The organism is Pseudomonas sp., assembly GCF_049645325.1.
Lineage (GTDB): Bacteria > Pseudomonadota > Gammaproteobacteria > Pseudomonadales > Pseudomonadaceae > Aquipseudomonas.
In genome coordinates this window covers 1-12,805 of record NZ_JBARTQ010000559.1, presented here as the reverse complement: position 1 = coordinate 12,805, position 12,805 = coordinate 1, and the positions used below count along the sequence as shown (strand labels likewise).

Annotated in this window: 13 protein-coding genes and 1 tRNA gene; 6 read left to right on the top strand and 8 right to left on the bottom strand. The window is 59.3% G+C overall.

Annotated elements, in window-relative coordinates:
• Window positions 1–234: 234 nt before the first annotated feature.
• The 8 genes from ychF to WBB95_RS23425 all read right to left on the bottom strand — a co-directional run bounded on the left by ychF (window position 235) and on the right by WBB95_RS23425 (window position 7,146).
• Window positions 235–1,335: a redox-regulated ATPase YchF gene (ychF, locus tag WBB95_RS23460; protein WP_424489733.1), complete on the bottom strand. Its 1,101-nt coding sequence runs from the start codon at window positions 1,333–1,335 to the stop codon at window positions 235–237.
• A gap of 21 nt (window positions 1,336–1,356) precedes the next feature.
• A complete protein-coding gene (pth, locus tag WBB95_RS23455; protein WP_424489732.1) occupies window positions 1,357–1,941 on the bottom strand; it encodes an aminoacyl-tRNA hydrolase in 585 nt (194 codons plus the stop codon).
• A 167-nt stretch (window positions 1,942–2,108) separates the two neighbouring features.
• Window positions 2,109–2,708 carry a 50S ribosomal protein L25/general stress protein Ctc gene (locus WBB95_RS23450; RefSeq protein ID WP_424489734.1) on the bottom strand — a complete coding sequence of 200 codons (600 nt, stop codon included), beginning with the start codon at window positions 2,706–2,708 and terminating at the stop codon, window positions 2,109–2,111.
• 138 nt (window positions 2,709–2,846) lie between these two features.
• Window positions 2,847–3,788: a ribose-phosphate pyrophosphokinase gene (locus WBB95_RS23445; protein ID WP_003208392.1), complete on the bottom strand. Its 942-nt coding sequence runs from the start codon at window positions 3,786–3,788 to the stop codon at window positions 2,847–2,849.
• A 46-nt stretch (window positions 3,789–3,834) separates the two neighbouring features.
• Window positions 3,835–3,909, bottom strand: a tRNA-Gln gene (locus WBB95_RS23440).
• 37 nt (window positions 3,910–3,946) lie between these two features.
• The gene (gene ispE, locus WBB95_RS23435; protein ID WP_424489731.1) at window positions 3,947–4,798 is read right to left on the bottom strand and encodes a 4-(cytidine 5'-diphospho)-2-C-methyl-D-erythritol kinase; all 852 of its coding nucleotides are present in this window, start codon (window positions 4,796–4,798) and stop codon (window positions 3,947–3,949) included.
• Between the two features lies 1 nt (window position 4,799).
• Window positions 4,800–5,417 (bottom strand): lipoprotein insertase outer membrane protein LolB, encoded by a 618-nt coding sequence (lolB, locus tag WBB95_RS23430; RefSeq protein ID WP_424489730.1) that lies wholly within the window; start codon window positions 5,415–5,417, stop codon window positions 4,800–4,802.
• A gap of 4 nt (window positions 5,418–5,421) precedes the next feature.
• A complete protein-coding gene (locus tag WBB95_RS23425; protein WP_424489729.1) occupies window positions 5,422–7,146 on the bottom strand; it encodes a tetratricopeptide repeat protein in 1,725 nt (574 codons plus the stop codon).
• Between the two features lie 183 nt (window positions 7,147–7,329).
• Here WBB95_RS23425 and hemA point away from each other — a divergent pair, with 183 nt between their 5' ends.
• From hemA to WBB95_RS23395, 6 genes are all read left to right on the top strand, one after another.
• Window positions 7,330–8,619, top strand: coding sequence for a glutamyl-tRNA reductase (gene hemA, locus WBB95_RS23420; protein WP_424489728.1), 1,290 nt, complete (start codon window positions 7,330–7,332; stop codon window positions 8,617–8,619).
• On the top strand, window positions 8,616–9,698 hold the full coding sequence (gene prfA, locus WBB95_RS23415) for a peptide chain release factor 1 (protein ID WP_424489727.1): 1,083 nt from the start codon (window positions 8,616–8,618) through the stop codon (window positions 9,696–9,698). The genes hemA and prfA overlap by 4 nt, the downstream gene beginning before the upstream one ends.
• Window positions 9,699–10,529 (top strand): peptide chain release factor N(5)-glutamine methyltransferase, encoded by an 831-nt coding sequence (gene prmC / locus WBB95_RS23410; RefSeq protein WP_424489726.1) that lies wholly within the window; start codon window positions 9,699–9,701, stop codon window positions 10,527–10,529.
• Complete coding sequence (moeB, locus tag WBB95_RS23405; RefSeq protein WP_424489725.1) at window positions 10,523–11,278, top strand: molybdopterin-synthase adenylyltransferase MoeB; 756 nt, start codon at window positions 10,523–10,525, stop codon at window positions 11,276–11,278. The genes prmC and moeB overlap by 7 nt, the downstream gene beginning before the upstream one ends.
• The gene (gene murI / locus WBB95_RS23400) at window positions 11,271–12,065 is read left to right on the top strand and encodes a glutamate racemase (RefSeq protein WP_424489724.1); all 795 of its coding nucleotides are present in this window, start codon (window positions 11,271–11,273) and stop codon (window positions 12,063–12,065) included. Before moeB ends, murI begins: the two co-directional genes overlap by 8 nt.
• Before the next feature lie 112 nt (window positions 12,066–12,177).
• Window positions 12,178–12,696, top strand: coding sequence for an acyloxyacyl hydrolase (locus WBB95_RS23395; RefSeq protein WP_424489723.1), 519 nt, complete (start codon window positions 12,178–12,180; stop codon window positions 12,694–12,696).
• Window positions 12,697–12,805: the final 109 nt, after the last annotated feature.

Genomic DNA, 12,805 nt, shown 5'->3' with positions numbered 1-12,805 from the left:
AACACATCTTTATATGTGTTGGATTTTTGAGCGGCTAATGTGTGAAGTTATTCAAGTGTGATAATCGGAAGTTTGTATTGCGCCACGTAGGATAAAACTTAAAGTGTGGTGGATTATATGAGGCACTTATTAAAGTAACTGAATGTATAGGGTTCCAGCGGCGTAACAAGCGCCCACAAAAAAGCCGATGCATGGCATCGGCTTTTTGTTTGCGGTGCACACCGCGTTTGACGCTTATACGTTGAAACGGAAGTGCATCACGTCGCCATCCTTGACGATGTATTCCTTGCCTTCCAGGCGCCATTTACCGGCTTCCTTGGCACCGGCTTCACCCTTGTACTGGATGAAGTCGTTGTAGGCGATCACTTCAGCGCGGATGAAGCCTTTTTCGAAGTCGGTGTGGATCACACCGGCGGCCTGTGGCGCAGTGGCACCGACCTTGACGGTCCAGGCGCGGACTTCTTCAACGCCAGCGGTGAAGTAGGTCTGCAGGTGCAGCATTTCGTAGCCGGCGCGGATCACGCGGTTCAGGCCAGGTTCTTCCAGGCCCAGGGCCTCAAGGAACATGTCTTTCTCTTCGCCGTCTTCGAGCTCGGCGATTTCCGCTTCGATCTTGTTGCAGACCGGCACCACGATTGCGCCTTCTTCTTCGGCGATCGCCAGGACCACGTCGAGCAGCGGGTTGTTTTCGAAACCGTCTTCAGCCACGTTGGCGATGTACATCACCGGCTTGGTGGTCAGCAGGTGGAAGCCCTTGATCACCGCTTTTTCGTCGGTGCTCATGCTCTTCATCAGGCTGCGTGCCGGCTTGCCCAAGGTGAAGTGAGCGATCAACTGCTCCAGCAAGGCTTTCTGGACCACTGCGTCCTTGTCGCCGCCCTTGGCGTTACGCGTCACCTTTTGCAGTTGCTTTTCGCAGCTGTCGAGGTCGGCGAAGATCAGTTCCAGGTCGATGATTTCGATGTCGCGTTTCGGGTCGACGCTGTTGGAGACGTGGATCACGTTCTCGTCTTCGAAGCAGCGGACCACGTGAGCGATGGCATCGGTCTCACGGATGTTGGCCAGGAACTTGTTGCCCAGGCCTTCACCTTTCGACGCACCGGCCACCAGGCCAGCAATGTCGACGAACTCCATGGTGGTCGGCAGGATGCGCTTTGGATTGACGATGGCCGCCAGGGCGTCCAGGCGTGTATCGGGCATCGGCACGATACCGGTGTTCGGTTCGATGGTGCAGAAGGGGAAGTTCTCCGCCGCAATACCGGACTTGGTCAGGGCGTTGAACAGGGTGGATTTGCCGACGTTGGGCAGGCCGACGATGCCGCAATTGAATCCCATGGTGTTTCCCCTCGGTAAGAGTCAGGCCTTCTGGCTGTGCAGGTTTTTCATCGCGCGGTTCCATTCACCGGCGAAGATATCCGGCAGCACGCCGAGGGCAAAGTCGATGCTGGCATCGAGTTTTTCCTGTTCGGCGCGTGGCGCACGACCCAGGACGAAATTTGAAACCATACTGGCAACGCCTGGGTGGCCAATGCCGAGCCGCAGACGGTAAAAGGTATTCTGATTGCCCAACTGCGCAATGATGTCGCGCAGGCCATTATGCCCGCCATGCCCGCCGCCCAACTTGAGCTTGGCAACGCCGGGTGGCAGGTCCAGTTCGTCATGGGCCACCAGGATTTCTTCGGGTTTGATCCGGAAAAAATTCGCAAGCGCCGCGACAGCCTGGCCGCTGCGGTTCATGTAGGTGGTGGGAATCAGCAGACGAACATCCTGACCCTGGTGCGAGAAGCGCCCGGTCAGGCCAAAATATTTGCGATCGGCCACCAGGTTCACACCTTGCGCGTGGGCGATGCGCTCAACAAAAAGGGCCCCCGCGTTATGCCGGGTCTGTTCGTATTCGGCGCCTGGATTTCCCAGGCCAACGATCAGTTTGATGGCAGTCACGACAGGGGCCCTTCCTTTGGAGTTGTGGATAACATCGCCACACCAGCGTGCGGCGAAAGTGAACGACAAGACATCATTTACTCAAGAGTAAACGCCGCGTTATCGCCCGCTTTCTCGCTACGTTCCGGTCCGCGATGTTTCCTCAAGCTCCGGCAATACAGAGTGAATTACTCTGCAGCGCCTTCTTCAGCTTCTGGTGCAACGCGTGGAGCGTGTACGTTTGCAACAGCTTTGTCATCACCGTGAGCCAGTGCAACAAACTCAACGCCTTTAGGGGCTTTGAGGTCGGACAGGTGGATGATGTCGCCGATTTCAGCGTTAGCCAGGTCGACTTCGATGAACTCAGGCAGGTCTTTCGGCAGGCAGGAAACTTCGATTTCCGAAGTAACGTGCGAGATTTCGCCGCCTTTCTTGATCGGGGCTGCTTCGCCAACGAAGTGAACTGGAACGATGGCGGTCAGTTTCTGGCCGGCAACAACGCGGATGAAGTCAGCGTGCAGTACGTGACCTTTAGCCGGGTGACGTTGCAGCGCTTTGATGATCACGTTTTGCTTGGTGCCGCCAACGTTCAGTTCGATAACGTGGCTGTAGGCAGCGTCGTTTTCGAGCAGTTTGGCAACTTCTTTAGCCAGCATGCTGATGGATTCAGGGGCTTTTTCGCCACCGTAAACTACAGCTGGAACCAGGCTTGCGAGACGACGCAGGCGGCGGCTCGCACCTTTCCCCAGGTCGGAACGCAGTTCAGCATTCAAAGTAAAATCGTTCATGTTGTATCTCCAAAATAACCACATTCGCCCTAGCGTTTGCGACCAGCGCTAAAGGCGATATGGGCAAAAAAGCCCCGCCCCAACAGAATGCTGGGGCGGGGCGCTTTTCGTCAGTGAGGTGCTCCGAAGGTTTGACCCTTAACGGAACATCGCGCTGATCGATTCTTCATTGCTGATGCGGCGAACCGCTTCGGCAACTACCGGTGCGATATCCAGTTGACGGATACGCGAACAGGCTTGAGCTGCTGCGGACAACGGGATGGTGTTAGTCACCACCAGTTCGTCCAGCATGGAGTTCTCGATGTTCTCGATCGCTCGGCCCGACAGCACAGGGTGTGTGCAGTAGGCGAAGACTTTTGCTGCACCGTGCTCTTTCAAGGCTTTCGCCGCGTGGCACAGGGTGCCGGCGGTGTCGACCATGTCATCAACCAGAATACAGGTACGCCCTTCGACATCACCGATGATATGCATCACTTCAGAGTGATTGGCTTTCTCACGGCGTTTGTCGATGATCCCGAGGTCCACGCCCAAGGATTTGGCAACAGCCCGTGCACGCACGACGCCACCAATGTCCGGGGACACGATCATCAGGTTTTCAAAGCGCTGGTCTTCGATGTCATCCACCAATACTGGGGAGCCGTAGATGTTATCTACCGGGATATCGAAGAACCCCTGGATTTGGTCAGCGTGCAGGTCAACCGTGAGAACACGGTCGATACCTACCACGGTCAGCATGTCAGCGACGACTTTCGCGCTGATAGCCACACGTGCGGAACGCGGACGGCGATCCTGACGGGCATAACCAAAGTAAGGGATTACAGCTGTGATTCGAGTCGCTGAGGAGCGGCGGAAGGCATCAGCCATCACGACGAGTTCCATCAGGTTATCGTTGGTCGGAGCGCAGGTCGGCTGAATAATGAAGACGTCTTTACCGCGGACGTTTTCATTGATCTCGGCTGTAATTTCGCCGTCGGAAAATTTACCGACAGAGATGTCACCGAGAGGGATATGCAGCTGACGTACGACACGTCGAGCCAGATCGGGGTTGGCGTTCCCCGTAAAGACCATCATCTTGGACACGCGCAGTACCTAGAGGCTGAGGGTAACCTGGATGAGTATTAGAAAATGGCAGGGGCGGCTGGATTCGAACCAACGCATGGCAGGATCAAAACCTGCTGCCTTACCGCTTGGCGACGCCCCTGTATCTGTTGCAACGAGTGCCTAACACTCGATTCCTTTTAGAGCAGACTTTGCAGCTTGCGATGCAACATCGAAACGTTGCTTCCCTTTGCTACAAACCCTGTAAGGGTCTCTGTAAGAAGGGCCGAGACTTTATCAGCTTCAGCTTTGCTTGGGAAGCCCCCAAACACACAACTTCCAGTTCCGGTTAATTTTGCTTCGGTAAATTTACCTAACAAATTCAAAGCGTTACGTACCTCTGGATAACGCCTTGCTACAACCGGTAAGCAGTCATTTCGACTGTTTCCCTTGGGAACGGGGCGCACTTTAATGGGAGGAGAGTTACGTGTCAACAGCGGATCTGAAAAAATTTCTGCTGTACTTACAGATACTTGCGGAACAAGCACGACATACCACGGCTCTTCGGGGTATTCGGGGGTGAGTTTCTCGCCCACGCCCTCGGCAAAAGCGGCGTGCCCACGCACGAAAACCGGGACGTCGGCGCCCAGCGTAAGGCCCAGCACGGCCAGGCGATCGTGGTCCCAACCCAGCTGCCACAAGTGGTTCAGGCCCAGCAACGTGGTCGCGGCATTCGAGCTGCCGCCACCGATGCCGCCGCCCATGGGCAGGATTTTATCGATCCAGATGTCGATGCCGAGCGCGCAGCCGGATTGTTCCTGAAGTTTTTTCGCGGCCTTCACGATCAGATTGCTGTCGTGGGGCACGCCTTCGAATTCGGTGTGCAACTGAATCACGCCATCGTCGCGCACGGCGAACGTCAATTCGTCGCCATAGTCGAGAAATTGAAACAGCGTCTGCAGCTCGTGGTAGCCGTCTTCACGGCGACCCAGAATGTGCAGCATCAAATTCAGTTTGGCCGGGGAGGGCAGGGTTAACGTTTGTGCGCTCACGTCATTGCCCCAGCTTGCGCGGTTGCCAGTCCTTGATCACCAGCGTGACGTCCAGGTCGGTGCCGTGCAGCTTGATGCGCTCGGGCAGCCAGTAACCGCTTTGCTGCACGTAGCTCAGGTATTCGACCTGCCAGCCATCCTGTTCCAGGGTGGCCAGGCGGCTGTCGCCATTGAGGCTCAGGCGGCTTTTACTGTCCGGTGCGGGCAAACCGCGGACCCACCAGACCAGGTGGGACACCGGCAGCTTCCAGCCCATCTGTTCTTCCAGCAGGGCTTCCGGCGTCGCCGCTTCATAACGCCCCTGGTTGGCCACTTCCAGGCTCACTTGCCCCGGTCGGCCGGTCAGGCGTGCCGCGCCGCGACCCAGCGGGCCGGACAGGCGAATGTCGTAATAGTCCTGGCGTTGCAGCCAGAACAAGGTGCCGCTACCGGAATCTTTCGGCGCACGTACCCCGACCTTGCCCTCGATCTGCCAGCCATCAATGCTGCTGAGCTGGTCTTTGTGCTGCTGCCATTGCGCCGGGTTGCCCTGGCCTTCAACGGACTCGCGGGCGCCAAAACCCGCGCAACCGGCGAGCAGGGCGATAAAACTGAAAACGATTACGTGGCGCAAAAACATAAGCTTAAAGGGTCTCGGATCCGGTCAGGCGCTTGATGGTGCCGCGCAGGATGGGGCTTTCGGGTTGTTCCTTGAGGAATTTTTCCCAGATTTGTCGTGCTTCGCGCTGCTTGCCATTGGCCCACAGCACTTCGCCCAAGTGGGCGGCCACTTCCTGGTCTGGGAACCGTTCCAGGGCCTGGCGCAGCAAGCGTTCAGCCTCGTCCAGGTTGCCCAGGCGGTAATTCACCCAGCCCAGGCTGTCGAGTACAGCCGGGTCTTCCGGGTTGAGCTTGTGGGCTTGCTCGATCAGCACCTTGGCTTCGGCGTAGCGCGTAGTACGGTCGGACAAGGTGTAGCCCAGGGCGTTCAGCGCCATGGCGTTGTCCGGGTCGCGCTTGATGATCAGGCGCAAGTCTTTTTCCATCTGCGCCAGGTCATTGCGTTTTTCCGCCTGCATGGCGCGGGTGTACAGCAGGTTCAAGTCGTCGGGGTATTGCAGCAAGGCTTGTTGCAGCAACTTCCAGGCGCGCTCGCCCTGATTGTTGGCCGACAAGGTTTCAGCCTGGATCAGGTACAGCTGGATCGCGTAGTCCGGTTCGGCATCGCGCGCCGCACCCAGGCGTTTTTCCGCCTCGTCAGTGCGGCCGTTGCTCATCAGGATGTCGGCCTGGCGCAACTGCGCCGGCAGGTAATCATTGCCGGGGCCAACCTGGGCATATTCGAGCAGCGCGGCTTGCGGGTCGTTGCGCTCCTCGGCTATACGCCCAAGGTTCAAGTGCGCCGAGTCCACATGGCTTTCGCGCTGGATCAGCTCTTCCAGATAGCCCTTGGCCTCGTCCCACGCCTTGGCTTCCAGGCACACCAGTGCCAGGGAATAGCGCAATTCGTCGTCGTCCGGGTATTGCTGGACCAGGTTGGCGAACTGCACTTTGGCGTCCTCCATGCGGTCCTGCTCTACCAGCATGCGCGCATAGGTCAGGCGCAGGCGCTTGTCGTCCGGGTACTTCTTGATGCTTTTTTCCAGCAGGGGAATCGCTTCCTTGCCGCGATTGAGGTTCTGCAGCAGGCGTGCGCGCAGCAGAATCGGCGCGATCTCACCGTCTTCCGGCGGGTTCTGCTCCAGCAATTTCAAGGCTGCGTCGGCTTCGTCATCCTGTTGCAGCAGCAGCGCCTTGCCGAAAATCAGCTGGCTGTTCTTCGGATGCTTTTGCAGCAAGCGGTCGAAACTCTTCATCAAGCCGTTGCGCGTGTCCTGGTCGGTGTCGGCCGCGGACAGCGCGAGGAAATCGAAATGCGTGTCGCCCTTGCCCTGCAGGACTTTCTCCATATAGACCATGGAGTCGTCGTAGCGCCCGGCACGCGCCAGTTGAACGGCGGCGGCGCGTTGTGCTTCCAGATCATCCGGGGCGTTTTTCGCCCAGATCAGCGACGTGTCCAGTGCGGCCTGGTCGGCGCCCAGGTACTCGGCGATGCGAAACGCGCGCTCGGAAATGCCCGGGTCCTGCGTATTGATGGCCTGGGTCACGTAGTTATCCAGGGCAATGTCGAAACGATTGCGCTGGCCGGCGAGTTCCGCGGTCAGCAGGCTATAGACCGTTTCTTCACTGAACGAGGAATAAACCTTGGGCTTTTCAGGGGCGGGGGTGCTGTCTTCGACCGGCGGCGTACCGTCCGGCGACACGGGGGCCAAGGCCTGGCAGCCGCTGAGGAAGACAAAAGCAAGGAGCAACGCGGAAGATCTATTCATATAGGAAGAGGACGACTAACCTGCGGTCGGATCATCATGACACAAGCCTTCGGCCAAACATAACCGAGACTCAGCGGATGCCTTTAATAGACACAAGGCATTAGGACAATAGACGACGGTGGTTGTTCTGGATCTTTCGAAGTAGGACAATTGTCGGCTTCCCGACATCATCAGCGATATTGAATGGCCTTCCTCGCACTCGGTATTAACCATAAAACTGCCTCCGTGGACGTGCGCGAGCGCGTGGCGTTTACGCCGGAGCAGTTGGTTGAGGCCTTGCAGCAGCTCTGCCGGCTCACCGACAGCCGCGAAGCTGCGATCCTTTCAACCTGCAATCGCAGCGAGCTTTATATAGAGCAGGAGCATCTTTCATCGGATGCGGTGCTGCGCTGGCTGGCCGATTATCACCATTTGGGCCTGGATGACCTGCGCGCCTGCGCTTATGTGCACGAAGAGGATGCGGCAGTTCGTCACATGATGCGCGTCGCCGCAGGCCTCGATTCGCTGGTGTTGGGCGAACCGCAGATTCTTGGCCAGATGAAGTCCGCCTACGCCGTGGCGCGCGAGGCCGGTACCGTCGGCCCGCTGCTGGGCCGGCTGTTCCAGGCCACGTTCAATTCCGCCAAGCAGGTGCGCACCGACACCGCCATCGGTGAAAACCCGGTGTCCGTGGCGTTTGCCGCCGTCAGCCTGGCCAAGCAGATCTTCAGTGACTTGCAACGCAGCCAGGCCTTGCTGATCGGCGCCGGTGAAACCATCACCCTGGTCGCCCGCCACCTGCACGACCTGGGCGTGAAGCGTATCGTGGTCGCCAACCGTACACTGGAGCGCGCAAGCATCCTGGCCGAGCAGTTCGGTGCCCACGCCGTGCTGCTCTCGGACATTCCGGCGGAGCTGGTGCGCAGCGATATCGTGATCAGCTCCACCGCCAGCCAGTTGCCGATCCTCGGCAAAGGCGCGGTCGAGAGCGCGCTGAAGCTGCGCAAGCACAAGCCGATCTTCATGGTCGATATTGCCGTTCCCCGGGATATCGAGCCTGAAGTCGGCGAGTTGGACGACGTTTACCTCTACAGCGTCGACGACTTGCACGAAGTGGTCGCCGAAAACCTCAAGAGCCGCCAGGGCGCTGCCCAGGCCGCCGAGGAAATGGTCAGCACCGGCGCCGAAGATTTCATGGTGCGCCTGCGTGAACTGGCGGCGGTGGATGTGCTCAAGGCATACCGTCAGCAAGGCGAACGCCTGCGAGACGAAGAATTGATCAAGGCCCAGCGTTTGCTGGCCAACGGCAGCAGCGCCGAAGAGGTGCTGATGCAACTGGCCCGTGGCCTGACCAACAAGTTGCTCCATGCACCCAGTGTGCAGCTTAAAAAGTTGACTGCCGAAGGCCGCCTCGATGCGCTGGCCATGGCCCAGGAACTCTTTGCCCTCGGTGAGGGCGCGTCAGATAGCTCTTCGGATAAAAAACCGCAATGAAAGCGTCACTGCTCAATAAACTGGACGTGCTCCAGGACCGTTTCGAAGAACTGACCGCCTTGCTCGGCGATGGCGAGATCATTTCCGATCAAACCAAATTCCGCACCTATTCCAAGGAATACGCCGAAGTTGAGCCGATTGCGGCCACCTATACCCAGTGGCTGAAAACCCAGGCCGACCTCGAAGGCGCCCAGGCGCTGCTCAAGGACAGCGACCCGGACATGCGTGAAATGGCCGTGGAAGAAGTCCGCGAAGCCAAAGAAAAGCTGATTGAGCTGGAAGGCGACCTGCAACGCATGTTGTTGCCCAAAGACCCGAACGACGGGCGCAACGTGTTCCTTGAAATCCGCGCCGGCACCGGCGGTGACGAGGCGGCGATTTTCTCCGGTGATCTGTTCCGCATGTACTCACGGTATGCCGAACGTCGCGGCTGGCGCGTCGAGATCCTGTCCGAGAATATTGGTGAGCATGGCGGCTATAAAGAAGTCATCGCGCGGGTTGAAGGCGACAACGTCTACGGCAAGCTGAAGTTCGAGTCCGGCGCGCACCGCGTACAACGGGTTCCGGCGACTGAATCCCAGGGCCGCATTCACACCTCGGCATGCACCGTGGCGGTGTTGCCCGAGCCGGACGAGCAGGAAGCGATCGAGATCAACCCGGCAGATTTGCGTGTGGACACTTACCGCTCGTCGGGCGCGGGTGGCCAGCACGTCAACAAGACCGACTCTGCTATCCGTATCACGCACTTGCCGTCCGGCATCGTGGTGGAGTGCCAGGAAGAACGTTCCCAGCACAAGAACCGTGCGCGGGCGATGTCCTGGTTGTCGGCCAAACTCAATGACCAGCAGACCAGCGCCGCGGCCAACGCAATTGCCAGCGAGCGTAAATTGCTGGTGGGCTCGGGCGACCGTTCCGAGCGCATCCGTACCTACAACTTTGCCCAGGGCCGGGTCACCGACCACCGGGTCAACCTCACCCTTTATTCCCTGGACGAGATTCTCGCCGGTGGCGTAGACGCGGTGATCGAGCCCTTGCTCGCCGAATACCAGGCCGATCAACTGGCGGCGATAGGTGAATAAATGACCATCATTGCCAGCCTGCTGCGCGCCGCCGACCTGCCTGACTCGCCTACCGCGCGCCTGGATGTGGAATTGTTGCTGGCCGCTGCCTTGGGCAAGTCCCGCAGTTACCTGCACACCTGGCCGGAAAAAATCGTCAGCAGTGAGCACGCGCTGACCTTCGCCGACTACCTGCAGCGTCGCCGCAGCGGTGAGCCGGTGGCCTATATTCTCGGCCAGCAAGGCTTCTGGAAACTGGACCTGGAGGTCGCGCCGCACACGCTGATCCCGCGCCCCGAAACCGAAATGCTGGTGGAAGCGGCCCTGGAATTATTGCCGGCTACGCCCGCCAAGGTCCTCGACCTGGGCACCGGCAGCGGCGCCATCGCCTTGGCCCTGGCCAGCGAACGCCCGGCCTGGCAAGTGACGGCCGTCGACCGCGTGCTGGAAGCCGTGGCGTTGGCCGAACGCAATCGCCAGCGCCTGCACCTGAAGAACGCTACGGTGTTGAACAGCCATTGGTTCAGCGCCCTGCAAGGTCAGCGCTTCGACCTGATCATCAGCAACCCGCCCTACATCGCCGATAACGACCCGCATCTGGTCGCGGGCGATGTGCGCTTTGAGCCGGCCAGCGCGCTGGTAGCAGGCCATGATGGCCTCGACGACCTGCGCGTGATCATCGCGCAGAGCTCGGCCCACTTGAACGCTGGTGGCTGGTTGTTGCTGGAGCACGGTTACGACCAAGCCGCGGCCGTTCGTGAGTTGTTGTCGGGCGAGGGCTTTGAAGACGTCCACAGCCGCATCGACCTCGGCGGCCACGAACGCATTACCCTGGGACGCCGCCCGTGCTGACCGATCAGGAGCTGTTGCGCTATAGCCGACAGATCCTGTTGCAGCATGTCGACATTGACGGCCAGTTGCGGCTGAAAAACAGCCGCGCCTTGATCGTCGGCTTGGGTGGCCTGGGTGCGCCCGTCGCGCTTTATCTGGCCGCTGCCGGCGTGGGCGAGTTGCACCTGGCGGACTTCGACAGCGTCGACCTGACCAACCTGCAACGCCAGATCATCCATGACACCGACAGCGTCGGGCAGACCAAGGTCGATTCGGCCATGCGTCGCCTGAGCACCATCAACCCTGAAATCAACCTGGTGGCCCACCGCACCGCGCTGGACGCTGACTCGCTGGCGGCAGCCGTGGCGGCGGTGGACGTGGTGCTCGACTGCAGCGATAACTTCTCCACACGCGAAGCCGTCAACGCCGCCTGCGTTACCGGCGGCAAGCCGTTGATCAGTGGCGCCGCAATTCGTCTTGAGGGGCAGTTGTCGGTGTTTGACCCGCGTCGCGACGACAGCCCCTGCTACCACTGTCTATACGGGCACGGCAGCGATACCGAACTGACCTGCAGCGAAGCCGGCGTGGTGGGCCCGCTGGTGGGGGTGGTCGGCAGCCTGCAAGCACTTGAAGCCTTGAAACTGCTGGCCGGTTTCGGCGAACCGCTGGTGGGCCGCCTGTTGCTGATCGATGCCTTGACCACGCGGTTTCGCGAACTGCGCGTCAAGCGCGACCCCGGCTGCAGCGTATGTGGGACTGCACATGGTTAACGACGCGCCCATCGGTGTGTTCGATTCCGGCGTCGGCGGGTTGTCGGTGCTGGATGAAATCCAGCAGTTACTGCCCCATGAATCACTGCTGTATGTGGCGGATGGCGGGAATATTCCTTACGGCGAGAAAACGCCGGCATTCATCCTTCAGCGTTCGCGTCTGGTCGCCGAGTTTTTCCGTGCGCGTGGCGCCAAGGCCTTTGTCATTGCCTGCAACACCGCGACCGTCGCCGCCGTCGCTGATTTGCGCCAGGACTACCCCGACTGGCCCCTGGTGGGCATGGAGCCCGCCGTCAAACCGGCGGCCGCCGCCACTCGCAGTGGGGTGGTCGGTGTACTGGCTACCACCGGCACCTTGCAAAGCGCCAAGTTCGCCGCCTTGCTCGACCGCTTCGCCGTTGATGTGCGCGTGATCACCCAACCGTGCCCCGGCCTGGTGGAATTGATTGAAACCGGCGACCTTGGCAACCCTGCATTGCGCCAGCTGTTGCAGGGTTACATCGAACCGCTGCTCAGCGCCGGTTGCGACACCATTATTCTTGGCTGCACCCATTACCCCTTCCTCAAGCCGCTCCTGGCGCAGATGCTTCCCCCCAGCATCATCCTGATCGACACCGGTGCCGCCGTGGCACGTCAGCTCAAGCGTCTATTGGGCGAGCGCGACCTGCTGGCCAGTGGCAATCCAGAGACTGCGCAGTTCTGGACCAGTGGCGACGCCGATCACCTCAGAAATATCCTACCGACACTATGGAAATACCCCGGTGTTGTGAGAAGCTTCGGCGCGTGAAAAATTCGTGAAATATCGCCCTTAGAGGCTGAACTTCTGACACTGCGTTGGCTTCTATAGCGAGATTGCCTGTTTAAAACCATACAACTTCGTTCTCAAAGGACTGTTTCTTATGAAGCGCTTGTTCTGTTTGGCTGCGATTGCGGCCGTGGTGGTGGGACACTCGGTTTCAGCCCAGGCCGCCGGCCTGGAGTTGGGTGTGGGGAGCACCAGCGATTCGACCATGACCTATCGCTTGGGGCTGACATCAGACTGGGATAAAAGCTGGTGGCAGAGCGATACAGGCCGGTTGACCGGTTACTGGAGTGGCGCCTATACCTACTGGGATGGCGACAAGCGCGCAAGCGTCAGCAGCCTGTCGTTCTCGCCGGTATTTGTGTATGAGTTTGCCGGCGAGAAGGTCAAACCGTACATCGAGGCGGGGATTGGCGTGGCGGTGTTCTCGCGCACGCAGGTTGAAGACAACAACATTGGCCAGGCCTTCCAGTTCGAAGACCGCTTGGGGTTTGGGCTGCGTTTTGCCGGTGGGCATGAGGTGGGCATCCGCGCGACCCACTATTCCAACGCGGGGATCAGCAGCAACAACGACGGGGTAGAGAGTTACTCGTTGCACTACACCTTGCCGTTGTAATTCGTCAGCACACGATTTTCCCGAACACTGCAAAACCCAATGTGGGAGCGGGCTTGCTCGCGAAAGCGGTGTATCAGTCGATTGTTCAGTGACTGGCACCCTGCATTCG

What these genes read in the sequence shown, in the direction of transcription:
- WBB95_RS23425 (WP_424489729.1), bottom strand. Translation starts at nt 7,146, where the DNA reads ATGAATAGATCTTCCGCGTTGCTCCTTGCTTTTGTCTTCCTCAGCGGC.
- prmC (WP_424489726.1), top strand. Translation starts at nt 9,699, where the DNA reads ATGACCATCATTGCCAGCCTGCTGCGCGCCGCCGACCTGCCTGACTCG.
- WBB95_RS23450 (WP_424489734.1), bottom strand. Translation starts at nt 2,708, where the DNA reads ATGAACGATTTTACTTTGAATGCTGAACTGCGTTCCGACCTGGGGAAA.
- hemA (WP_424489728.1), top strand. Translation starts at nt 7,330, where the DNA reads ATGGCCTTCCTCGCACTCGGTATTAACCATAAAACTGCCTCCGTGGAC.
- prfA (WP_424489727.1), top strand. Translation starts at nt 8,616, where the DNA reads ATGAAAGCGTCACTGCTCAATAAACTGGACGTGCTCCAGGACCGTTTC.
- lolB (WP_424489730.1), bottom strand. Translation starts at nt 5,417, where the DNA reads ATGTTTTTGCGCCACGTAATCGTTTTCAGTTTTATCGCCCTGCTCGCC.
- ychF (WP_424489733.1), bottom strand. Translation starts at nt 1,335, where the DNA reads ATGGGATTCAATTGCGGCATCGTCGGCCTGCCCAACGTCGGCAAATCC.
- murI (WP_424489724.1), top strand. Translation starts at nt 11,271, where the DNA reads ATGGTTAACGACGCGCCCATCGGTGTGTTCGATTCCGGCGTCGGCGGG.
- WBB95_RS23395 (WP_424489723.1), top strand. Translation starts at nt 12,178, where the DNA reads ATGAAGCGCTTGTTCTGTTTGGCTGCGATTGCGGCCGTGGTGGTGGGA.